Annotated in this window: 29 protein-coding genes, 1 tRNA gene and 1 riboswitch; of the genes, 15 read left to right on the forward strand and 15 right to left on the reverse strand. The window is 42.1% G+C overall.

The annotated features are described in order from the left end of the window. The first annotated feature begins 3 nt into the window (after window positions 1–3). The 3 genes from thiD to cotO all read left to right on the forward strand — a co-directional run bounded on the left by thiD (window position 4) and on the right by cotO (window position 2,558). Complete coding sequence (gene thiD, locus NYE43_RS06350; protein ID WP_101860798.1) at window positions 4–819, forward strand: bifunctional hydroxymethylpyrimidine kinase/phosphomethylpyrimidine kinase; 816 nt, start codon at window positions 4–6, stop codon at window positions 817–819. A gap of 136 nt (window positions 820–955) precedes the next feature. Beyond that, window positions 956–1,732 (forward strand): enoyl-ACP reductase FabI, encoded by a 777-nt coding sequence (gene fabI / locus NYE43_RS06355; protein WP_024120941.1) that lies wholly within the window; start codon window positions 956–958, stop codon window positions 1,730–1,732. Window positions 1,733–1,832: 100 nt separating this feature from the next. Next, entirely contained in the window at window positions 1,833–2,558 is a 726-nt protein-coding gene (gene cotO, locus NYE43_RS06360) for a spore coat protein CotO (RefSeq protein WP_326323276.1), read from the forward strand. A gap of 86 nt (window positions 2,559–2,644) precedes the next feature. Here cotO and cotZ read toward each other — a convergent pair whose 3' ends face one another. The 5 genes from cotZ to cotV form a co-directional block, all read right to left on the reverse strand. Beyond that, window positions 2,645–3,094 (reverse strand): spore coat protein CotZ, encoded by a 450-nt coding sequence (cotZ, locus tag NYE43_RS06365; protein ID WP_024120943.1) that lies wholly within the window; start codon window positions 3,092–3,094, stop codon window positions 2,645–2,647. 127 nt (window positions 3,095–3,221) lie between these two features. Then, a complete protein-coding gene (gene cotY / locus NYE43_RS06370) occupies window positions 3,222–3,710 on the reverse strand; it encodes a spore coat protein CotY (protein ID WP_003239243.1) in 489 nt (162 codons plus the stop codon). A 150-nt stretch (window positions 3,711–3,860) separates the two neighbouring features. Continuing rightward, complete coding sequence (gene cotX, locus NYE43_RS06375) at window positions 3,861–4,367, reverse strand: spore coat protein CotX (protein WP_095713607.1); 507 nt, start codon at window positions 4,365–4,367, stop codon at window positions 3,861–3,863. Window positions 4,368–4,455: 88 nt separating this feature from the next. Beyond that, window positions 4,456–4,785: a spore coat protein CotW gene (cotW, locus tag NYE43_RS06380; RefSeq protein WP_326323277.1), complete on the reverse strand. Its 330-nt coding sequence runs from the start codon at window positions 4,783–4,785 to the stop codon at window positions 4,456–4,458. 40 nt (window positions 4,786–4,825) lie between these two features. Beyond that, on the reverse strand, window positions 4,826–5,212 hold the full coding sequence (gene cotV, locus NYE43_RS06385; RefSeq protein WP_105953710.1) for a spore coat protein CotV: 387 nt from the start codon (window positions 5,210–5,212) through the stop codon (window positions 4,826–4,828). A gap of 155 nt (window positions 5,213–5,367) precedes the next feature. Between cotV and NYE43_RS06390 the strand changes: the two genes are divergently transcribed. The 4 genes from NYE43_RS06390 (at window position 5,368) to NYE43_RS06405 (ending at window position 6,856) form a co-directional block, all read left to right on the forward strand. After that, the gene (locus NYE43_RS06390) at window positions 5,368–5,724 is read left to right on the forward strand and encodes a DUF1360 domain-containing protein (protein ID WP_326323278.1); all 357 of its coding nucleotides are present in this window, start codon (window positions 5,368–5,370) and stop codon (window positions 5,722–5,724) included. 285 nt (window positions 5,725–6,009) lie between these two features. Beyond that, window positions 6,010–6,216 (forward strand): hypothetical protein, encoded by a 207-nt coding sequence (locus NYE43_RS06395; RefSeq protein WP_095713604.1) that lies wholly within the window; start codon window positions 6,010–6,012, stop codon window positions 6,214–6,216. Window positions 6,217–6,297: 81 nt separating this feature from the next. Further along, window positions 6,298–6,438, forward strand: coding sequence for a YjcZ family sporulation protein (locus NYE43_RS06400; RefSeq protein ID WP_010333783.1), 141 nt, complete (start codon window positions 6,298–6,300; stop codon window positions 6,436–6,438). 163 nt (window positions 6,439–6,601) lie between these two features. Further along, window positions 6,602–6,856 (forward strand): stage VI sporulation protein F, encoded by a 255-nt coding sequence (locus NYE43_RS06405; protein WP_024120950.1) that lies wholly within the window; start codon window positions 6,602–6,604, stop codon window positions 6,854–6,856. Window positions 6,857–6,921: 65 nt separating this feature from the next. Here NYE43_RS06405 and NYE43_RS06410 read toward each other — a convergent pair whose 3' ends face one another. Further along, window positions 6,922–9,201 carry an ATP-dependent helicase gene (locus NYE43_RS06410; protein WP_341061328.1) on the reverse strand — a complete coding sequence of 760 codons (2,280 nt, stop codon included), beginning with the start codon at window positions 9,199–9,201 and terminating at the stop codon, window positions 6,922–6,924. A 115-nt stretch (window positions 9,202–9,316) separates the two neighbouring features. Between NYE43_RS06410 and NYE43_RS06415 the strand changes: the two genes are divergently transcribed. Next, window positions 9,317–9,571 (forward strand): hypothetical protein, encoded by a 255-nt coding sequence (locus NYE43_RS06415; protein ID WP_024120952.1) that lies wholly within the window; start codon window positions 9,317–9,319, stop codon window positions 9,569–9,571. 71 nt (window positions 9,572–9,642) lie between these two features. Here NYE43_RS06415 and NYE43_RS06420 read toward each other — a convergent pair whose 3' ends face one another. Genes NYE43_RS06420 through NYE43_RS06430 form a run of 3 tightly spaced genes read right to left on the reverse strand, consistent with a single transcriptional unit; the run spans window position 9,643 to window position 11,336 of the window. Beyond that, window positions 9,643–10,065, reverse strand: a complete 423-nt coding sequence (locus NYE43_RS06420; protein WP_024120953.1) for a GNAT family N-acetyltransferase — start codon at window positions 10,063–10,065, stop codon at window positions 9,643–9,645. Between the two features lie 4 nt (window positions 10,066–10,069). Next, window positions 10,070–10,585, reverse strand: a complete 516-nt coding sequence (locus NYE43_RS06425) for a YjcG family protein (protein ID WP_010333788.1) — start codon at window positions 10,583–10,585, stop codon at window positions 10,070–10,072. Window positions 10,586–10,613: 28 nt separating this feature from the next. Further along, window positions 10,614–11,336, reverse strand: coding sequence for an esterase family protein (locus tag NYE43_RS06430; RefSeq protein ID WP_024120954.1), 723 nt, complete (start codon window positions 11,334–11,336; stop codon window positions 10,614–10,616). 166 nt (window positions 11,337–11,502) lie between these two features. Beyond that, window positions 11,503–11,623: riboswitch (SAM riboswitch) on the forward strand. A 67-nt stretch (window positions 11,624–11,690) separates the two neighbouring features. Here NYE43_RS06430 and metI point away from each other — a divergent pair. Further along, the gene (metI, locus tag NYE43_RS06435; protein WP_095713630.1) at window positions 11,691–12,812 is read left to right on the forward strand and encodes a cystathionine gamma-synthase/O-acetylhomoserine thiolyase; all 1,122 of its coding nucleotides are present in this window, start codon (window positions 11,691–11,693) and stop codon (window positions 12,810–12,812) included. Next, window positions 12,805–13,977 (forward strand): cystathionine beta-lyase, encoded by a 1,173-nt coding sequence (metC, locus tag NYE43_RS06440; RefSeq protein ID WP_101860794.1) that lies wholly within the window; start codon window positions 12,805–12,807, stop codon window positions 13,975–13,977. Before metI ends, metC begins: the two co-directional genes overlap by 8 nt. Window positions 13,978–14,009: 32 nt before the next feature. Here metC and NYE43_RS06445 read toward each other — a convergent pair whose 3' ends face one another. After that, the gene (locus tag NYE43_RS06445; protein ID WP_101860793.1) at window positions 14,010–14,555 is read right to left on the reverse strand and encodes a GNAT family N-acetyltransferase; all 546 of its coding nucleotides are present in this window, start codon (window positions 14,553–14,555) and stop codon (window positions 14,010–14,012) included. A gap of 57 nt (window positions 14,556–14,612) precedes the next feature. Next, on the reverse strand, window positions 14,613–15,803 hold the full coding sequence (locus NYE43_RS06450) for a DUF819 family protein (RefSeq protein WP_283912918.1): 1,191 nt from the start codon (window positions 15,801–15,803) through the stop codon (window positions 14,613–14,615). Window positions 15,804–15,976: 173 nt separating this feature from the next. Between NYE43_RS06450 and NYE43_RS06455 the strand changes: the two genes are divergently transcribed. Further along, a tRNA-Val gene (locus NYE43_RS06455) sits at window positions 15,977–16,049 on the forward strand. Between the two features lie 279 nt (window positions 16,050–16,328). Here NYE43_RS06455 and NYE43_RS06460 read toward each other — a convergent pair. Both NYE43_RS06460 and NYE43_RS06465 read right to left on the reverse strand, forming a co-directional pair. Next, on the reverse strand, window positions 16,329–16,784 hold the full coding sequence (locus tag NYE43_RS06460; protein WP_257963047.1) for a hypothetical protein: 456 nt from the start codon (window positions 16,782–16,784) through the stop codon (window positions 16,329–16,331). A gap of 53 nt (window positions 16,785–16,837) precedes the next feature. After that, window positions 16,838–17,473: a response regulator aspartate phosphatase gene (locus NYE43_RS06465; protein WP_260627274.1), complete on the reverse strand. Its 636-nt coding sequence runs from the start codon at window positions 17,471–17,473 to the stop codon at window positions 16,838–16,840. Between the two features lie 276 nt (window positions 17,474–17,749). Between NYE43_RS06465 and NYE43_RS06470 the strand changes: the two genes are divergently transcribed. Further along, window positions 17,750–18,037: a putative quinol monooxygenase gene (locus NYE43_RS06470; protein ID WP_223203927.1), complete on the forward strand. Its 288-nt coding sequence runs from the start codon at window positions 17,750–17,752 to the stop codon at window positions 18,035–18,037. A gap of 357 nt (window positions 18,038–18,394) precedes the next feature. Here the strand turns inward: NYE43_RS06470 and NYE43_RS06475 are convergent, their stop codons facing one another. Both NYE43_RS06475 and NYE43_RS06480 read right to left on the reverse strand, forming a co-directional pair. Further along, window positions 18,395–18,622, reverse strand: coding sequence for a spore coat protein C (locus NYE43_RS06475; RefSeq protein WP_185848067.1), 228 nt, complete (start codon window positions 18,620–18,622; stop codon window positions 18,395–18,397). A gap of 411 nt (window positions 18,623–19,033) precedes the next feature. Further along, on the reverse strand, window positions 19,034–19,429 hold the full coding sequence (locus NYE43_RS06480; protein ID WP_024120994.1) for a hypothetical protein: 396 nt from the start codon (window positions 19,427–19,429) through the stop codon (window positions 19,034–19,036). A 283-nt stretch (window positions 19,430–19,712) separates the two neighbouring features. Here NYE43_RS06480 and NYE43_RS06485 point away from each other — a divergent pair, with 283 nt between their 5' ends. The 3 genes from NYE43_RS06485 (at window position 19,713) to NYE43_RS06495 (ending at window position 21,846) form a co-directional block, all read left to right on the forward strand. Then, a complete protein-coding gene (locus NYE43_RS06485; protein ID WP_024120995.1) occupies window positions 19,713–20,153 on the forward strand; it encodes a DUF805 domain-containing protein in 441 nt (146 codons plus the stop codon). Window positions 20,154–20,523: 370 nt separating this feature from the next. Beyond that, complete coding sequence (locus NYE43_RS06490; protein WP_024120997.1) at window positions 20,524–20,790, forward strand: hypothetical protein; 267 nt, start codon at window positions 20,524–20,526, stop codon at window positions 20,788–20,790. A gap of 336 nt (window positions 20,791–21,126) precedes the next feature. Further along, complete coding sequence (locus NYE43_RS06495; protein ID WP_101860789.1) at window positions 21,127–21,846, forward strand: NPP1 family protein; 720 nt, start codon at window positions 21,127–21,129, stop codon at window positions 21,844–21,846. Window positions 21,847–22,092: the final 246 nt, after the last annotated feature.

The following is a 22,092-nucleotide window of genomic DNA, read 5'->3' on the forward strand; positions in this document are numbered from 1 at the left end:
TTGATGAGTATATATAAAGCCTTGACGATCGCCGGCTCTGACTCAGGCGGCGGCGCGGGGATACAGGCAGATATTAAAACCTTTCAGGAGCTTGGTGTATTCGGAATGTCTGCCATCACGGCGGTCACTGCTCAAAATACACTTGGCGTCCACGGCGTGTACCCGCTGACTGCAGAGGCATTGAGAGAGCAAATTGACGCTGTGGCGGAGGATTTGAGACCGGACGCCGTAAAAACAGGAATGCTTTGGAATGCGGAAATGATTGAAGAAGTGGCAAGGAAAATTGATCAATACGAATTAAGCCGGGTGATCGTTGATCCGGTTATGATCGCGAAGGGCGGGGCGTCCTTGCTTCGGGATGAATCAATCGCTACGCTGAAGGAGCTGCTGATTCCAAGAAGCTATGCGATCACTCCGAATGTGCCGGAAGCAGAAGCGCTGACGGGTATGGCGATCCGTTCGCTTGATGACCGGAAGAAAGCTGCGGAACAGCTGGTGAAGATGGGTGCGCAGCATGTGATTATCAAAGGCGGGCACCAGCCTGAGGACAATCACATTACTGACCTTCTTTTTGATGGAAACATGTTTATGCAAATCAGCCATCCTTATATCGATACGAAGCATACGCATGGCACAGGCTGCACCTTTGCTGCGGCTTTAACAGCCCAAACCGCTAAAGGAGACAGCATCCATCAGGCATTCGAGGTTGCTGCCAACTTTGTCCGCGAAGCTGTGGGAAATACGCTCGGCATCGGATCGGGCCACGGACCGACAAATCATTTCGCTTTTAAACGAAACAGTATAAAAATAAACCGATGAGACCACCTGCTTATGGTGGTCTCTTTCATGTTTGACTTTGGTATGCGCTTTTCATCTGGACAAGGTTATGATATGATAGGTATTAAGATCAGGTACTAATACTATGTCTTTAACAAATATAGGAGGCTTTATACATATGAATTTTTCACTTGAAGGCCGCAACATTGTTGTTATGGGAGTAGCCAACAAACGCAGTATCGCTTGGGGAATTGCGCGCTCTTTACATGAAGCGGGCGCACGATTGATTTTCACATATGCAGGTGAACGCCTGGAGAAATCTGTTCATGAACTCGCTGGAACTTTGGAGCGGAACGATTCCATTATCCTTCCTTGCGACGTGACAAACGACGCGGAAATCGAAACTTGTTTCGCAAGCATTAAGGAGCAGGTCGGTGTGATTCACGGTATCGCGCATTGTATCGCGTTTGCCAACAAAGAAGAGCTTGTCGGCGAATACTTAAACACAAATCGTGAGGGCTTCCTTCTAGCTCACAACATCAGCTCATACTCACTGACTGCTGTCGCAAAAGCGGCGCGTCCGATGATGACTGAAGGCGGAAGCATCGTAACGCTGACTTACCTTGGCGGAGAGCTCGTTATGCCGAACTACAACGTGATGGGTGTAGCGAAAGCTTCTCTTGACGCAAGTGTGAAGTACTTAGCAGCTGACTTAGGAAAAGAAAATATCCGCGTTAACAGCATTTCTGCCGGTCCGATCAGAACATTGTCTGCTAAAGGCATCAGTGACTTTAACTCCATCTTAAAAGACATCGAAGAGCGTGCGCCGCTACGCCGCACGACTACACCTGAAGAGGTGGGAGATACAGCTGCATTTTTATTTAGCGATATGTCCCGAGGCATCACAGGTGAAAATCTTCATGTTGATTCAGGTTTCCATATCACTGCCCGCTAAGCAGATTCACCATCAAGCAGTCCCTAATAGGGATTGCTTTTTTATTTCTTCTGATTTTCAGCATTCTGTCATATAGATAGAATATGACAGAATCGGAGGGATGAAGATGTCTAATAAGAAAAGAAACGCGGATAAAAAACCGCTCATGTATATTGTTCAGCCGGATTATATGGAAACCCGCTCGTCCATGCAGGAGATCGTCATTAAAAGAAAAGCCAAACCGGCTCCGCCAAAAGCAGAGGAACAGCCGGTTTACCATGAAAAAGAGCGGGAAGACATTCAGGTAAAAGATGCCATGGAAACAGAGGGAAAAGAGCGGGAAGACATTCAGGCAAAAGATGCTCAGCAAACAGAGAAAAAACAGGCAGAGGAACAAGTGAGTCAGCAAAAACAAGAGGCGAGAGAGCCGGAGAACCAGAAAAAGCAGCAGGAACCATTAGAAGAGCCGCAGGCAATTGAAGACACCGCCAAACAGCAACCTCAGGAAGCGGAAAAAAAGGAAGAGCCTGCACCTGAAGCCCGTAAGCCTGAAAAGGAACCGGAGGCCGTGCATAATGCAGCTAAAGCTGAAGAAAAGACACCGCCGGCCAGAAAAGTGAAAAAACCGATGAGCAAGATGTCCATCCATGAAAAAATCGACTTTTTAACAAAACTGCCGCATAACATGCCGAGAGCGCTTTGTCTGATTGAAGCCAATGGGAAAACGTACAGAGGCGTGATTGTCGGAAGAAGAAATGATTCCGTTCTGCTTCGGACGACCGGAAACGGCGCTCCGACTGAGCTGGCGATCGATGATATCACATCTCTGCACCCGTTAGGTTTTTAATGAAAGCAAAAAGCTGCCCGGCAGATCGTTCCGGCAGCTTTTTTACATAGAGAAAAGCCTGCAAATCTGCAAGCTTTTCCGCCTTATCATGAATGATGATGTGTTCGATTGATTAAACGGGGATTTAAGCAATTGATCGCGCAGAAGCAGTCTAAATCCACTTCAATGCAGTAGTGCGTTTTTTCAAGTCGGAACACTTCACAAATCGTGTCTTTATCGGTGAAGTCCAAAATGTGTTTGTGTTCGTCAAAAGCGATTAATAAGGATAGCGTTGCGCAGCTGCCATGAACTTTTTCCACTCTAAAAAATACTGTATTAAAGCAAGGTCCGTTATCCAGCTCGCCGACATTACCGAAGGCGACTAAAGGCTTTGATTTTGATGTAAATATTGCAAAAGGCACTGTATCGCCTAATGAATGGCTTACAGACAAAAGCTTGGAATGGCAGCCGGCCGGGCAATCCTCTTCAACCGCGTTTTGCAGATCTTCAATTTGTTCTACCGCTTCACGCACGCAGCTTGATGTTTTCTGGCTCATATTATCCCTCCTGCCTTGTAATTTTGAGACTGGCGAAATGATGGAGAGTCAGCTGCCTCACTTTCGAAGCAGCTGAATAATTTGCACCTGTAATAGAGCTTGGAAGGGGATTCCTCTTTACAAGTGTTTATCCATTGTGATGATGCTTTTTATCTTTATGAGGCGAAGTTCTGTCAACTAACTCAGGTGACAGGCATTGAATCGCACAGAAGCATCCGAGGTCCACTTCGATGCAAAAATCTGTTTTTTCTAGCCCGAAGAAATCCGGGTCGCAAGGGTGGCAAACACTTAAGGTATCGCCTTTGACATCGACCGGGCGTAAAATAGAAAGTGTTGCACAGCAATCGCATAATTTTTCAACGCGGAAGAAAATGGATTCAAAGCATTGCATATCATCCACAAATCCCCCCACGTTTCCGAATGTGGAGAACAATCCGCCTTTTTTATCAAAAACGAGAAACGGAATTGTGTCTTTTCCAGCAATCGTAGGGTTTAAAAGGTTGGTATAGCAGCCAGTCGGACACTGTTCTTCAACTGCCTCCTGCTCTGCTAAAATCTTTTCCACTGCATCGCATACACAGTTCTCATGCCGGCCATGGGTTTTTCCGCAGCTCATTGATTTCAGCTCCTTCTTTATAGGGTATTTGACTTTAGTCCTTAACAACATATGTACTCGTGCCTCACTTGGTGTGGGTGAACGTCTATATATTCATCATATGCTGGGAAAATAAGAAAAAGCAGAGCGTTTTAGCTCTGCTTTTAGGTCCTAGAGGACGAGTGTGATAACTAGGATGGCAATGAGAGTGTTTGTTGCTGTAGAGACAAGTGTTGCAATATCGACATCTACTGTTGAGACGTTTACGCCGCGGGAGCATTCGATGAGAAGTTTTTGGCGGTTTACTTGCTTGTTAGCTGTCAGCTGCAGTAAATCTTGTGCGACTAATTCAGCGATTACACCATCTGCAATGGATGTGAGAGTTGCTGTTACGACAGCGGCATTAATTGCAGTTACAACTGATGTAACGGCTTGAACGTCTGTTGATGTAACGTTGATATCACAAGAGTCTCTGATAATAATTGTCTCATCGGAGACTTGTTTGTTAAGATTTGCCTGAGCCAGATCTTGATTGATAAAGGCATTGTCGTCGCCGAATCCATTGCCATTGCAGCAAATATCGCAATTACATTTTCTTTCTTCTTTTTTATCTTTTTCGTCTAACGGATGGTCACAGTCAGGATCAAGTGCAACCCAAGAGTATGGTCTGCTTTCCATATCTATTCCTCCTTTTCTTTTACTGTTATTAAATGAGCGAGCCTCTTACTTTGACTGAGGCATATATCCTGATGAAGAACCCTATTTTTTATGATTGGCTTGAATTGTTATTGTTTTGCCGTCTTTGTCTGAGCTGTTCAATTAATTGCTCTCTGCGGCTTAGCGGTTTTTCGTTCTTTTTCTCTTGCGCGGCTGCTTCTTCTTTTTTCTTCTTTTGATTTTCAACTAATGCAGCTGATTTAGCCTGCAAGTCTTTTACCAGATTCAAGAGCATTTCTTTTTCTTCATCTGATACTTTTTTCATTTTGTCTTTCGTGACGCCGTGTTTAAGAAAGATATTTTGAACAAGCATTTTCGTCATTGGATCAGCTTCCGGCAGCTTTGCAAGCTCTTCTTTGAATTTATCGTTATCTGACATTTGTTTTCACCTCGACTTTTAAGTTTATGAAAAGAAAGGGTTAAAGGACGTCAAGTTCATTGAGAATGCTGTTTAGCACCTGAAGCAAAATTTGTACAAAGGTTATTATTTCGTCGGCAGATAAAGTAATTTTGATGTTTCGGCTGTTGATAATTTTAATGATGGTTCTTTTTTTGATTTGGGAGTTATCGAGGATGAGTATTTCGCTTGCGACTGCGTCAGCTAAGTTCTCGTCGGCGATGACGAGCTGTGTTGCCAGGATAATCATTGTTGTGACCAAGGCTTGTATAGAAAGGGCAGCTGTTATATGTGACGTATCTATTGTGATATTTTCGCAATCAATGACTTCGATCTGCTGCTCGAATTCGCTAGATAATTGCTCAAATATTTCAGGATGCAGGGATTCAACTTTTTCTTCAAATGACATAACCTTCACTCCTTTCTTATCCATACTGTATATAATGCAGAAGAGGTGCAGAGCGGAATAAGAAAAATAACCAATTTTCAACAGGACAAGATACAAATTCATGAAAGCTAGGGTTTCTGCATATATGTGAAGGGGATGATGAAAGGAGTGAACCAGTGGTTATCAATTGGCTGTCTCTTTTCCTTTTTTCGCTTGCGGTCTTCCGGCTCGCGCGTCTTTTCGTGTTTGATACGATTATGGCGCCGCTGCGCAGCCTTTTTCATGAAGAGAAGGAGGAAAAGGACGCGGACGGGAACATTGAAACGTATATTGTCATAAAGGGAACGGGTGTGAGGGCGTTTATCGGTGAATTGCTGAGCTGCTATTGGTGCACAGGCGTGTGGTGCGCCGGCTTTTTGATTTTGTGCCAGGCCTTTATTCCAGAGGCGGCCCAGTGGCTGGTTTTGCTGCTGGCAATCGCAGGGCTGGCCGGTATTATTGAAACCCTTGTATCAAAATGGCTGCAGGAATGAGGCATTCCCACCAGCAACTTTCCGTCAGTATCCGCATAAAATAGCATATATGACATAAGGAAAGGAAGGGATCAAAGTGAATCAATTTAACAAACCTTCCCAAAAAACTCCATATACAGATTCATCGTATCAAACAAAAAAGATCAAAAAGAAAGGCTGCGGATGCGGCAGTAAAAAGAAAAAACCTCAATAGCTTGACACTGACAAGAGACCGGAGATGTCCGGTTTTTTGTTTTTTTAACAATGCTGATACGCTCAGCATATGTCATGAGAGGGGGGGATCTCATGAACGAGTTTGAAAAATTCATAGAGGGCAGGTATGGACCGCACGATCAAAAGCAAAACAAACATGACAAGACGATCAAACATATTGAAAAGGAATTGGCTTTATTTGACGAAGCCGGCCTGTCGTTTGAACAAGAAATTGAAGAATTGGCTGAAAAGACGGAAGCCTTACTGAAAAAACGGCAGGCTCAGCATGATCCATCATAAATCCGCAAGAGCCCTATGCGAATATCCAAGCCGATCATGATGTCTCACATAGTGTATAGAGAGTAAAGGAGGTGCTTAGTTATGGGATTTGGTTACGGAGGCGGCTGCTACGGCGGCGGTTATGCTGGAGGATATTCAGGCGGTTACGGTTCAACATTCGTTCTTGTGGTTGTACTGTTCATTCTTCTCATCATCGTAGGTGCATCTTTTTTTAACTACTAAGAAATGAATGAAGGAGGAAGTGCGGATGATTCCCGTGCTTCTTCCTACTTTATGTACCCTTTGCTGCTTTTTAAATCAGTAACTTATTTTTGATTGCAAATTATCACATTATGCGTAAAGCGTTCATACAATACTGTATTACTCCGCCAAAAGGAGGCGTATCATGGATAATCAATTTTTTAAGAACATTGAAAAGAAAACAGGCGTGAACATGCAGGATGTCATGAATCTTGCAGGATCACTTCAAAACGCCAATTTTAAAGATGAAAACACAGTCCGCAGCGTCATTAAACGCGTGGCGCAGCTGGCAAACAGACGCGTGCCGAAAGAACTGGAAGATAAGATTGTCCAGTCCATTACAAGCGGAAAAGAAAAGCTTGATTTTGGAACGATTTCTAAAATGCTGGATAGTAAATAAGCGGATGGCCTGGGCAGCGGGCCTTTTTTACAGTGAAAAACCCGGCAGTATCACTGCCGGGCTGTTTATTTGGGCAAGGGCTGTCTCGTTTGCTGCAAAAGAGGATACAAAAACCTTGAACGGTGGGCGGTTTTGCCGCGCCTGTTTGCGGGACAAGACAAATATAAATGCTGTTTGGCCCGTGTCATTGCAACATACAGAAGGCGTCTTTCTTCTTCAAGCGGAGCTTCGTCTCCCTTTCTCGCTGTTTCTAGTGAGAAATCATGCGGGATGGAGCCGTCTACCGTGCCTAATACATAGACGGTTTGGAATTCGAGGCCCTTTGACCGGTGAATGGTCATCAGCTGCACGCCGTTTTCATCCGTTTTGTTTTTTTCAGCAGCCCGCATGTGATCAACATGGGCGAGAAAGTCAGGGATGGTTTTGAATTTTTTGGCGACAACCTTGACGTCACGCAGGTCATCAGAGCCTTTTTCCAGCTTATTTCCTTCGTTGCCCCGTTTTTTTAAGTATTCGGAGAAGCCCATTTTTCCTTCGGCAAAGGTAATGGCTTCCACCGGCTTCATGGTGCGGATGCTTGCGAAAAAGGGCACGATTTTTTTGATTTTATCCAGCTGGAACGGCTTAAGATCCGGCAGTTTGGCCAGCGCCTTGATCATTGAGCAATCCTCGGTAATCGAGAGCGCCTTCAGCGTGTTTAAAGCAGACTGCTTTAGAAATAAGGCAGGCAGCAAGTGTTTAATCGCTTCAGCATCATCCTCGTTTTGGCTTGCGTACAAGTATGCGAGTATCTGGCGGACGATCCTTCTGCTGTAAAAGGACTGGACGCCGCGATCTGCGGTATACGGAATTGATGATTGATGGAGCCTTTCATAAATGGCGCGGCCGGCGCTGTTTGTCCGGTAGAGAACCGCAAAATCTTCAGGTTTTGCGCCGTTTTGAATTTTTTCTTTCATATCGGAAACCACCATTGTCGCTTCTTCTTCTTCGTCATAAGGATAAAACAGCACAGGGACCTGCGCGTCGTCACGTGCGGCTTCCAGCATCTTGGCATACCTGTTTTTGTTCTTTTTCACGACAATATCAGCACAGGAAACGATCGGATGTGTTGAACGGTAGTTCGCTGTTAAATAGATTGTTTTGGCACCGGGATAATCCTTTTGAAAATCCAGAATAAAAGAAGGGCTGCTGCCGCGAAACGCATAGATTGACTGATCGTCGTCACCGACACAGCACAGGTTTTGTTCCGGACTCGCCAGCATTTGCATGATTTTATATTGAACCGGATTAATGTCCTGAAACTCATCGATTAAAATATACGTAAACCTAGATTGATATTGCTCCAGAAGGTCAGGCCGTTCGATAAACAGTTCATAGCAGGCTGATGCCATATCATCAAAATCAAATTGGCGGTGTTCTTTTTTCTGGCGCTCATAATATTCGTATAGGCGGTAAACTTGTTTTTCCCACTCATCCTTTAAAGGAATACGTTCATTCGGCAAATAAGTGTTTTTCCAGAAGCCGATTTGCTGCAAAGCCTGATCGACGGGAAACTCTTTCTCATCTACGCCTTCTTCATAGAGTGCTTTTTTCATATATTGTTCCTTTTGCCACTCCATTTTCAGCAAATGTTCGCCATTCCATTTGGCAGAATCATAGTGATATAGGATTTTATAAAACAAGCTGTGGAATGTTCCGGTGACAAGTCTTCTGACTTTTGACGGCTGTAATCCGTACTGCTTCGCCATGCGATCTTTCATTTCCGCGACGGCTTTTGTTGTAAAGGTGACAAGCAGCATATGTTCCGGCGGTATGTCTAAGTGTTCGATCATGTGGGCAGCGCGCGCGGTCAGCACACGTGTTTTTCCGCTTCCTGCACCGGCAAGCACCAATAAAGGGCCTTCCGTTTCCGTGACAGCTTTCAGCTGATCTGTGTTTAAGCCGACAGTCGGAAAAAGGCTCATATCAGGTGTTTCCGGTCTTTTTATAAAAGGTGTACCAGGTTTAATATGTCTTGGAGTCTGCCATTCCGTGACACCGGGTGCCGGATCAGCTGATATCGCTTTTCCTTTAGGCAAACGAAAGACGCCGGATTCCTGAAAGTCTTCTTTTCTCTCTTCTTTCGCCGGTTTTGGTTCGCAGGCTTCCTCACACGCCGGGAAATCACCAGGCTGCCGGTGAATAAATGCAGGCGGTTCAGCGATGTTGAGCCTTAACAAAACAGGCTTTCCGCAATGAGAACAAAATAAATTCCCTTTTATTCCTTCTTCATAGAGGAATTGATAATGTTCTCTCGAATATGTATGTAAATGTATTGTTCGATCATTCAGTCGGGCGCATTTCAAAAAGGGGTCCTCCCAATAAAAAGGTGTTCATTACAGACAAAGACTATCATATCAAAAGAAACGTGTTTCAAAAAGTAAGTTTAAGGGAAAAGAACAGCAGAAGGGTGGGGATCGTATGATATATGCAGGTCAAATTCAGAACCAGCAATACGCTCAATATGCCAATCGCACAATAGGCCATAAACAGGATTATGCCGGAACAGAGAAGATCAGCTATGTCCCATTTCAGCGGGTATACAAGGAACTTGAAAAGCAGCAGGAGAATCTAACGGCTGCTGAAAGAAAAGTAAACGAGGCGAAACGTAAGCGCTCTCTTTATAAAAGATTGCGAGAAAAAGGGATAGGCACATCTATTAATCGATATGTATAAAAAACCGTTCACATGAGAGAGCGGTTTTTTATATGCGAAAAAATCCGGATCTCAGAAGACCCGGATGGTGTTTAATCCTTAATCATTTGCAAATGGGGAATGCCAGCATCGAGAAATTCCTTTTCAGACAGCACCCGATATCCATGTTTTTTGTAAAATGGCACTGCTTGTGTCTGCGCATTTAACATAAAACCTGAAGCACCGCCGTCTGCTGCCGCTTTTTCCAGCGCTTTCATAATGATGCCGCCGACGCCGGCTGAGCGGTGGCTTTTTAAGACACAAATTCGCTCTAATTTGCCGTATCCGTTCTTTAGCCGCCATCTTCCGGCGCCGACCGGCTGATCTCCGTCATATACCACAATATGCTCTGATTCGTTTTCGAGCTCATCAATTTCTTCTTCAGCTGGTACGTTTTGTTCTTTGACAAAGACTTCTTTTCTTACATAAAATGCATCTTTCATTTGTTCTTCATTTTTTGCGATAACTGCTTCCAATCGTTTATTCTCCTCCGCCTAACAGGAACGTTTCATATACCGTCCACGAACCGTTTTCCAATTGATACAGCAGATGAAAACGGTCAACAATTTCTTCATGAGATACTTCCTGCATTTTTAACTGCCCTAATACATCCGAATGCTCATCGTCGGAAAGGTTTTGGCCGACCGTCACATGCGGAACAAAATTGTATTCCTGATTACCGGCTAATACACCGGTGTAAAGTTTTTCATTCAGTGTTTTTAATTCTTCCGTCGGTTCTGCTTTAATGTAAATGACATTATTGACAGGCGCAAAAGAACTGTATTTGGTCATTTTGAGAACAATCGGATGAGATTCTTTAGCGATTTCTCTCAATTGTGATACCAATTCACCGGCTTCCTCTTCTGTAAATTCAAATGAAGATCTCAGCGTCAAATGAGGCGGGATCAGGGAATAGCTCGGATCATAGCGCTTTCTGTAAGAGTTCGCGAGATCTTGCAGTTTTTTTGATGGAAATAAAACAATTCCGTATTTCATAGTATGTCCCTCCTGAAAATAAAGTATGTTAGAGCATTTTTTTCAGAGCCGGCGTAATGAGCGGCTGCCAGTATGTCCACTTGTGGTCTCCGTCAAATGGCTCAAAATAATAATCGGAAAGCTTTTCCTCCAAAAGCTTTTTCAGCTCCTGATTCGGTTCTGTGAAGTCCAAAATATTGCCGTCTGTCGTATGGACGTCTGTTTCTTTTGTTCCGATTTGGTGATAAAGAGAGAGGTGTTTGATATCGTCTGACTGTTTCACGGCTTCTAATACATGTTGATCTACATAGGGAGACTGCATGATGATGTTACCAAACATATTCGGATAATCAAGCGCTGTCATAAGAGAAACGGTCGCTCCGAGAGAATCACCGATCAGTGTCCGCCCGTAGCCGACTTGGTACGTCGGAAATTCATGGTCCGCAAAAGGAACTAGCTCGTGGGCAATAAATCGTTTATAAGCCGAAAACTTAGAACCTTCCGGATGATAGGTTTTTCTGCGTTCTTTTACATCCTTGTAAGGAACACCGATAATAATGCATCGGTCTATTTCTCTTTTGGACAGCAATTCCTCCACTTGTCTGCCGATTCTCCCCAGCCTGAAATAATCGTGGCCGTCCTGCGCGATAATAAGATGATATTTATAAAGAGGGGAGTAGTTTGACGGCAGATAAACGAGTACTGTCATTTCCTCGTTAAGCTCTTTTGAAAAGAGCTTCTTTTCTTGAACTGTGCCGTTTTTCGGTGCCATAATACATTCCTCCAGGACATCACTAGACTTTCTTGCGTTTGAAATTATTGTACCATGAATTATTAGAAATTTCTCTCTTTAAACAGTTCGGTGCCCGAAGAAAAAAGTATTGAAATAAACTGCAAATTGCGCTAATATAAAACAATCAGAAAATTGAAATCGATATTTCTTATCGTGAGAGGTGGAGGGACTGGCCCTTAGAAACCTCAGCAACCGGCTTGTTTTGCATACGTGCAAAGCGCCAAGGTGCTAAATCCAGCAAGCGTACTATGCTTGGAAGATAAGAAGAAGCGTTAAACCCCTTCTTCTTATGAAGAAGGGGTTTTTATTTTGAAAAGGGAAGGTGTCAGCTATATGTCACAGCACGTTGAAACGAAATTAGCCCAAATCGGAAACCGAAGCGACGAAGTAACGGGAACAGTGAGTCCCCCTATTTATTTATCAACTGCATACCGCCACAGAGGGATCGGCGAATCGACCGGATTTGATTATGTTCGGACAAAAAACCCGACACGCCAGCTTGTTGAGGACGCGATTGCCAGTTTAGAAAATGGAGCGAGAGGGCTTGCCTTCAGTTCGGGAATGGCAGCGATACAAACGATTATGGCGCTGTTTAAAAGCGGGGATGAACTGATCGTTTCATCGGATTTGTATGGCGGCACGTACCGTCTGTTTGAAAATGAATGGAAAAAATACGGCTTGACCTTTTATTATGATGATTTCAGCGATGAGGACTGTTTACGCTCCAAGATTACACCAAATACAAAAGCGGTGTTTGTGGAAACACCGACAAATCCGCTGATGCAGGAGGCGGACATTGAAAAGATCGCCCGGATCTCAAAAGAGCACGGTCTTCTGGTGATTGTTGATAACACATTTTATACACCGGTTTTGCAGCGTCCGCTTGAGCTCGGAGCCGACATTGTCATTCACAGCGCAACCAAATATTTAGGCGGCCATAACGATTTGCTCGCAGGCCTTGTTGTTGTAAAGGATGAACAGCTTGGAGAAGAAATGTTTCAGCATCAAAACGCCATCGGCGCGGTCCTGCCTCCGTTTGACTCATGGCTTTTGATGAGAGGAATGAAGACGCTCAGTCTCAGAATGCGCCAGCATCAGGAGAACGCGCAAGAGCTTGCGGCCTTTTTAGAAGAGCAAGAAGAAATCAAGGATGTGCTTTACCCGGGAAAAGGAGGCATGCTATCCTTCCGTCTGCAAAAAGAAGAGTGGGTGAATCCATTTCTAAAAACACTGAAAACGATTTGCTTTGCAGAAAGCCTCGGCGGGGTGGAGAGCTTTATTACATACCCTGCCACACAGACGCACATGGATATTCCTGAAGAAATCCGTATCGCAAACGGTGTCTGCAACCGTCTGCTGCGTTTTTCAGTCGGAATTGAACATGCGGAAGATTTAAAAGAGGACCTAAAACAGGCTTTATGTCAGGTCAAAGAGGGAGCTGTTTCATTTGAGTAATCACAATTGGACGCTGGAAACCCAGCTCGTGCACAATCCATTTAAAACAGACGGTGCAACCGGGGCGGTCAGTGTACCGATCCAGCACGCCTCGACCTTCCATCAATCTTCATTTGAAGAATTTGGCGCATATGATTACAGCCGCTCAGGCACGCCGACAAGAACAGCTCTCGAAGAAACAATTGCCGCACTGGAAGGCGGAACGAGAGGGTTTGCTTTCAGTTCAGGCATGGCTGCGATCTCAACAGCATTTTTACTTCTCTCACAGGGCGATCACGTTCTTGTGACAGAAGATGTATACGGCGGAACCTTCCGCATGGTGACAGAGGTTTTGACCCGTTTTGGCATTGAGCACACGTTTGTTGATATGACGGATATCAACGAAGTGGCGCGGAATATCCAGCCAAACACAAAGGTCATTTATATGGAGACACCGTCAAATCCGACACTTGGAATTACTGATATTAAAGCGGTTGTCCAGCTTGCAAAAGAAAACAGCTGTCTGACCTTTCTGGATAATACATTCATGACACCGGCACTGCAGCGTCCGCTTGATCTCGGCGTGGATATTGTGCTTCACAGCGCAACAAAATTCCTGAGCGGACACAGCGATGTGCTGTCAGGACTGGCTGCTGTCAAGGATGAAGAGATTGGGAAGCAGCTGTATAAGCTGCAAAACTCGTTCGGCGCCGTCCTTGGCGTGCAAGATTGCTGGCTCGTGCTGCGCGGCTTAAAAACATTGCAGGTCCGTTTAGAAAAAGCGAGCCAAACAGCGCAGCGGCTTGCGGAATTTTTCCAGAAGCATCCGGCGGTGAAACGCGTGTATTATCCGGGGCTGTCTGATCATCCGGGGGCCCAAACCCATAAAAGTCAGTCGATGGGAGCGGGTGCTGTGCTTTCTTTTGAGCTTGAAAGCAAAAAGGCCGTTAAGAAATTAGTAGAGAATGTATCACTTCCGGTCTTTGCTGTGAGCCTTGGCGCCGTCGAATCGATTTTGTCCTATCCGGCAACGATGTCTCACGCGGCAATGCCTAAGGAAGAGCGTGAAAAACGCGGCATCACAGACGGCCTGCTCCGTCTAAGTGTGGGAGTCGAACATGCAGATGATTTAGAACGTGATTTCGAACAAGCGCTGAAAGAAATTGCGCCCGTAGCTGCGCGTTAAAAAAGAAGCCGGGCGATATCCCGGCTTCTTTTTTATTTTTCATCATCAGGATTCAGAATCGCCAGTACTTGATGATCCTCCCATTTTCCATTGATTTTCACGTTTTTTCGGGCAATACCCTCTTTATGAAATCCCGCTTTTTCTAATACGCGCATGGACCCCAGATTGCGAGGCATGACACCGGCTTCAATGCGATGCAGCTTCAGATCGTGAAACGCATAATCAACAATCAGTCTGACCGCCTCTGTCATAAGGCCCTTTCCGTTATGGGCTTTATCTAAAAAGTATCCAATAAACGCGCATTGCAGCGCTCCGCGGATGATTTGGAAAAGGGAAACCGTCCCGATTAATGTATGGTCTTTATTTGTGAAGATGCCGAAGTGATACTCTTGGTCATTTACCAGCCTTTGCTGATATTGTTCGATCCTTTTTCTCTGCCCTTCAATCGTATAGTAATCGTCTGCGCGAATCATGGAGAACTGTTCAAAAAATGCCCGGTTTTCGCTTTGCAGCCGAAGATTCTCTTCAGCATCTTCTGTTTCTAAAGGTCTTATATAAATGGTATGTCCTTTTAACATACAGTGATCTCTCCGTTTCTCTTACATAGTATTCTGAGGAAAGTGTGAAAATCCTTTTTATAAAAAGGAAGAAAACCAATTTCCCATAAAGGTGCCAACATAATTGCCGATCAAGTAGCCGAGTGTGCCGACCAGCATAATCGGTGCAACAAGCTCCCGCCATCCTTTGGCAATCGCCATCGCAGCTGCTGTCGTAGGGCCGCCGACTGTGGCGTTTACGGCAAGCAGAATTTCCTCAAGGCGCACGCGGAACAATTTACCGACAGCTAAGGAAACCGCTAAATTGCTGATGGCGATGATAAAGACAAATAAGAGAATAAGAGGCGCATTTGTGATGATTAACCGGAGATCTGCAGGAATGCCAATCACCACAAAAAACAAATAAATCAAGTAGGTGCCAAGCTCCTGAGATCCATTGAGCCTTTCAAAAAAACGAGGGAACAGAAAGATGATAAGAACGGTTAAAGACGTAAGCACAAGGTACTGATCGCCAAGCGTCCCGGTCAAAAGGGGATGAGAAAACGTAATTTTGAAATAGCCGGAAATCTTACCACTTACCGCAACAAGGGCAAAAGCAGCTCCAGCGTTAAAGGCAATATCCTTTAATGAAATGTCCTTCCGCTTCCAATAGCTTTCCGCGCTGTTACCATTGTTTCCTTCCGCTTTTGCCTGATCTTCAAACGGCATCGCATAATGCCGGCGAAACCATTTGAGTGCGGGAATGCTGATTAAAATAAAAAACAACAGCGCCATCATAAAGTTATCTGCCACAACCGTTGCCGACACATATTCGCCCGGTGTCTCAAATTTCGCAGCCATCGCCGCAAAATTAATCCCGCCGCCAATATAGGAGGCACTGATCATCCCGCCGATCTTATCTAGATAGGGAATATGCTGTTTTAATAGAAAAAAAGCGATGATGCTGCCAACCACTGTCCCTAAGGAGCTTATAAGAAAAATAAACAGCAAACGCCTGCTTTCCTTAAAAATCTGCCGCACATTGATCTGAAACAGCAAAAGAGGAATCGCAAGCGGCACTACATATGACCATACGGTGTCGTATACAGGCGATTCAACAGGAAGCACTCCTATATTTGTAAACACCATTGCACCTGCCAGTGCGATAATAGCACCTGACACAGCGGAAGCCCACTTAAACCGCTGCTCCAGCCAGATGCTCACTGCCGCCCACACCGCAATAAATCCCCATAATACCCATACATCATCAGAAGAAATCAAAGAATGCAAAACCCCATCACCCCTATTGTTAGAAAATTAAGACATATTATAATAGCCGATGAACATAACAGCAAGTCCGAAAAAAAGTTTTTCTAAAAAAGCAGTTGACGAATAGAAGGGAAGGTTATATAATAGAACTTGTCAGAAAGACAACAACATACCCAGCAACACATACATATCATGATTCCGTAGCTCAGCTGGGAGAGCGCTACCTTGACAGGGTAGAGGTCGCTGGTTCGAGCCCAGTCGGAATCATAGCTTAAACCCTTGCGTAGCAAGGGTTTTTTACTTTTTATAGGGGTTGTCGGTTTTATTAATGCAGAATATGATTTAAATGAAAACCCAAGAATAAAAATTGAGTTGAGAAGATAAAGTAAAAACCCCATTTGTAAAGTCCAAAATGGGGTTATTTCTTAGATTTCATATTAAGTTGCTGCTCTATCTGCGACCTTATAAGTGGACTGCTCAGAAAGAGCGTATGAAGCGCTAGATACTCCAACAACGCCAAGCAAGAGCGCTAAACAAATTGCAATTTTACATTTTTTCATTTAAATGTTTCCCCCTTTGAATTTGTTTGCGTGCTTCAATTGCCATTTGATAAAAATCGACCGCATCATGTCTGTCTTCTTTGTTGGTCAAAAAATCAGCAACAGCAACAGCGTATTCTTCCATATCACCGTAAAGGTTTTTCTCTTCGAAGAACTTGAACACTTCTCTAAGTGTTTGTAAGTCGAATGATAAATAAAGACCTTTAACCAGTTTTAATTTCTCGGTTACTTCCTGGTTGTTGTGTCGGGCAGCAACCTTCTGACCTTCCTGGTATAATTCTAATGCAGTCTTTAAATCATTTTTCTTTGCTTTGACATATGCCAGATTAAAAATCGCTTTGGACTCATAAATGTGCTTTCGATTCTTATGAATTTCATAGGTGATTTGAAAATGTTTCTCATAATTGTCAAGTTCTTCAAGATTATTATAACATAATCCCACATTAAAATGAGCTGAACCAATTAAATGTTGCTCCCCTATTTTTATAGCATCATTTAAGGCTTTTCAGCTGTTTCTAAAGCGTCCTCATAACACATTTTATCTAGCCAGTTCCCAAAGATAACAAACTGACATTGGACCATTTCTTTGCCATATGTAAGGTTCCCCTGAGCATCTTTTTGCTCTTTAAATATAGAGTATGCTCGCTGGGCATAATTCATTGAAAAATGAGTCTCTTTCATATAGTAATAGACTTCTGACATTTTGAAATAGAACTCTGCCTTATCTGTATTTGCGTTTTTATCTAATTCGGCTTCGCGATAATATGTTAAAGCAATAACTAAATCTCTCGTTCTAAAATGATACATGCCGGTAAAAAAATGATAATAGAACTCTATTGTATTGGTGAGGGATTCAGGGGCCATATTTTCCCTTGTCTTTTTGAGGTAAGCATAAACACCATCTATATTTTCAGAGTCAGGTTCGAGATACGACAGCATTATTTCGTGCCGTAGCTTTAATAGCTGAAGATAGACTGCAACCTTTTCATTTTTCTCCATCATATCGAATTCTTTTTCAACTTTTCTTTTCATTTCTTTTGCTTTCTCAACTCGACCCTGCTTTATTACAACATACCAATGATTAATGTCTGTAGTTACATAATGATATGGGATTAAATCCGAAACAGACAATCAAATACCTCCTTTTATTTACATATATTTAATATTATACCGCTAAGGACCCCCTCTAATAGAATATTTTTTGAAAAGTCCCTCTATTTAGATTAAAAAGGGTCGGAATAAACATAAATAAGGACCATATCGTCTGATATCGACCCTTTAGCTTGCTTTAGAATTTATAGAAAATTGGTCTAAAAGGCTATCGATGTCGTTTAATGATGTATAAATGACATCTACATTTTTCAAGAAAATGTTATAATGAAAAGTCATAAAATGATGTGAGGAGGAATTTCGGTGCATTACATAACTGCATGCTTAAAAATCATCAGTGATAAAGACCTTAATGAAATAATGAAGGAATTTAAAAAACTTGAGGAAGAAACAAACAAAGAAGAAGGGTGTATTACATTCCATGCTTATCCGCTTGAACCATCAGAACGCAAAATAATGCTTTGGGAGATTTGGGAAAACGAAGAAGCTGTTAAAGAACATTTCACGAAAAAACACACAAAAGACGTTCAAAAACAAGAATTAACGGAAGTAGAATGGTTAATGAAAAGCAATGTGAATGAGTAAAAGGTTCCTTAAAAACATTCAATGGCTAAGAATCAACCACCTGTAATTAAGTAGTAAAGTGTTGGCGGATTGTTGTCCAATTCTGCCAACAATCATCATTTTCATTCAGAAGTCATCAGATGTACAATTCAATAGGCTTTGAAATAAAAGGGCAAACTTGATTTTTTGGCTTAGAAATTCATTGAGCGTGTCTCTTTTTAGGGTCAAAATCATTGAAAAGTTCAGCGGTGTTTAATTTGAACCTGGATAGGAACATAAAATCTCAATTTTCTAAGAAAAGCTCCCACACAATAGGGAGCTTTTCTATTTTCACATCACTTGATATAAAGCAGAAACTTTTATAGATGTTTAAGAGATTTAGTGATGTTTTTTATACGATTCGACAAAATCATAATAATGATCATCGTCATCATAATACTTTTTATCGTAATGATAATCGTGATCATCATCATACTTCTTGTCATGATCAAAATCATAATACTTATTGTCACAATCATAATGCTTCTTATCGTGGTCATAATACTTTTTGTAATAAGTTTTTTTCCAAGTGTAATACTCTTCTTTATATTTTTTATAATAACCCAATTTAAGCCCTCCTATTATTTTAATCAATATTAATATATGAAGTTTATATGATATGGTATGGCCAAATTTACTAATAATTTATTAATAGGGCTGTTTTTGATAGCCAAATGATAAACTGTTTATGAAGATAAGTTAGGTGAAAGGATTCGGTCACAGTGAATAGACGAAGTATGTTGTAATGCCATTTGGGAACAGATGAGGACGAATAGGGGACAAACTTTTTAGTCAAAACAAAAGGTTTTATCAGAAATTCTTGTCAGAAAACCCTATAATATAAAACGTCAGTTCGTAACGGCATATAGCCCCTACCTTGACAAGGTAGAGGCCACTGGTTCGAACCCAGGCGGAATCATACACGAAAAAAACGGCAGGAAACGCTGATAAAGGCGTTCCTGCCGTTTTTGTTTTGTGTTATCTTTTCGCAATGAGATAAAGTGATATGGCTCTTTGGGTTTGAAGAGGATTATGAATCGTAATCACCCACTGGTTTCTTCGCCTCGGAAAACTGCCTATTGCATACATTGGAGCATAATCACGTGGAGTAAACCCGCCATTTATTACCTTTATATCTCTTCCTTCAAGATAACAAACAAGGTATTCACCGGGATCTATGACCTGTTGGTTAGTCCATGCGTAAGAATAAAAGCCGTCTCCGAGATCCTCGGTGGAAGATGGCGGTATAAAGCCATCTACATTCAATGTTATTTCTCTTCTTCGCTGTCTTTCTGAAAAGTCTTGATTTCTTTGCGTGTGATGAGCAGGTGGTAAGTGAGGAATTAACACAGGAACATAAAAGTAATGATACAAAGCAACCACTCCTTCGTTTACATTCATACAAAGTGTATGTTGGCGTATTTCGTTAATTCCTGTTTTGTTGTCAGTTGACTAAGAATGGAACTAAAGGAGTGAGGACAATCAGCTTGTCCATTTTTGTTTTACGACTGCCTTCATTTTTTGTATAGCAAGTTCTTTGATATTGAGGTCTTTTTGCCATTGACTAGTTTTATAGCCCTCCCTATTTTTAATCATTTTTATGATATAATGGATATGTTTTTCAGTAATTTACAGTGTCGGTAATGGAGGAAACTATATGAAATGGTATTGGAATGGCTTAAAGAACTATGTCAATTTTGAAGGGAGAGCTCGGCGAAAGGAATATTGGATGTTTCATCTCTTTAATGGCATCATTTGTTTTATTTTATTACTGCTATCATTAATACTAGTTGGATTATTAACATCAGGCCCATTGGCGGCAGAAGGATATGCCGGTTCTCAAGTAGGATATGTAATTGGATATGGCGGGGGATTACTGGCATATATTCTGATCTTTCTTTATCAGTTAGCTGTTTTTCTTCCGTCTCTTGCTCTCAGTATCCGCAGATTGCATGATATCGGCAAAAGTGGCTGGTGGATATTTATAGGCTTTATTCCGGTGGTCGGTCCTATTATTATGCTGATCTTTAACTGCCAAGATAGTGAAACAATAGAGAATCAATATGGAGCAAATCCTAAGATTATAAATGAATCGTAAATTGCGCCCCAATTGTTAGACAATGAGTTTAGCGATTGGGGTGTTTTTTATAGCCTGAAAAACTCATAAGGAAACTACATATTCAAGATAGAGAACAACTTCACCAAAGAGGGAGGAATAAATCAACCTTAGAGAATATTGTGCCAGGATATCGGCATGAATGATCTTACATTATTTGGTTTAACGTGGTTAACTGCATTTTGAATAGTTATTTATTTTTCTTCTTAACCACATCCTAAGCACCTTTGTTTATAGTTTTCGCAAAGGATTGAATTAATATGCTGATCAAGAAGACATTTAGAATGGAACGAATCAAAGTGAACTTAATGGACAAACTTATATGGATTAAAAAGAAGAGAGGAGGGTGGAAATGAGTAAAAAATGGCTGCAAATAATAACTGCGTTATGTCTATCCACTTTTATATTAATGGGCTGTAATAATGATCAAAATAATAATGATCAAGATAACAATACTCCAGATGTTGAGGAGAACGATCAAGATAATAATGGTAACAATGCGCCGGGTGTTGATGAGGACGATACGATCAATAAAGATGATGAAAAAGATAATGAGACTGATCCCGAAGATCCGGTTGAGGATAATGAAGATGCCGATAAAGATAAAAAAGATGAGTAAGGAAACAGCACATCATCATTGTTTGCAGAAGAACCGACACTTCGTGCAGAGAAGTTTTAGTATTCTTTTCTGATGCTTTCTGCTGGCGGTGCTACAGACGAAAAACGTGCTTGAAAGGCTCTAAAATGACAAAAAGCTCTGTCCTTAGCGGATGGGGCTTATTGTGTGTTTGTGACACGTTTTTGAAATGAATATGATTTACAGAATTTAAAACATAAGAAAAATTCAAATAATACTTTAGAAACAAAATGTGTGAAGTTTGTAAAAATGACATTGATTTCAACTCGAATTTTTGATAACTAATAATTGTCTATATTGTCAAAAGGAGTTGGAATCATGAACAAATTTTTCTTGGCTCTCTTTTTATCCGTTTTCGCTTCTGTCAGCATTGTTTCAACAGCAAATGCAGCAGTAATCGATCATGACAAGGTTGTCGGCTTTAAAGAGGCAGCGCCTGCCACTGTTACTCAAAAAGCGGCGAAACGTTTTCAGCCATATTTGAAGGTTTATAGCGGGTGCGTGCCTTTTCCTGCAGTCGATGCACAAGGCAATACAAGTGGAGGTTTAGAGCCTACTGGAGCGCCTGAAGGACATTGCAGCAAAAATACAGGACAAGTATATTCGCGTTCTGCTTGGTACAATGGTGTTTGGGCAATTATGTATTCCTGGTATTTTCCAAAAGATGAAGCCTCTCCAAAATTAGGTCACAGACATGACTGGGAAGGAATCGTTGTATGGATTGATAATCCAGCAAATCAACATCCAAAAGTTTTATCCATTGCATATTCCGGACACGGAAAATTCACAAATGCAGCACCAAGTGGAAGCAACATGAGAGGTCATCATCCTTTGATTGCATATGACAGCACTTGGCCGCTGAACCATGAATTACTTATGAGCGATGATGTAGTAGGCGGAACTCAACCGTTAATCGGATGGGATGATTTAACTCCTGCCGCAAGGAATGCATTACATACAACAGATTTCGGTAAAGCAAATGTTCCTATTAATGATAATAACTTTACCAGCAATTTAAAGAAAGCATGGTTTAAATAAAAACATCTTGGTATTGGGAAGAGTCCTTACAAAGAAGGATTCTTTTTTTGACTTACATGAATTCCTATTAGTTACAGTTTCTACGATAGCTGATTGGCAATGATTACTTTTAAAAATGGAACGAATGATAATAAGAGAAGTCCTTGTCGGAAAGCCTTTTCTCTCAAGAATCTCTCTGTGGTGAAAATGATGTCTGTCTTTTAAATGAGAGGATAAGGTTCAAGCCGCAATCTTCTAAGAGTAGTA

The organism is Bacillus sp. FSL R5-0434, from assembly GCF_038004745.1.
Lineage (GTDB): Bacteria > Bacillota > Bacilli > Bacillales > Bacillaceae > Bacillus > Bacillus halotolerans.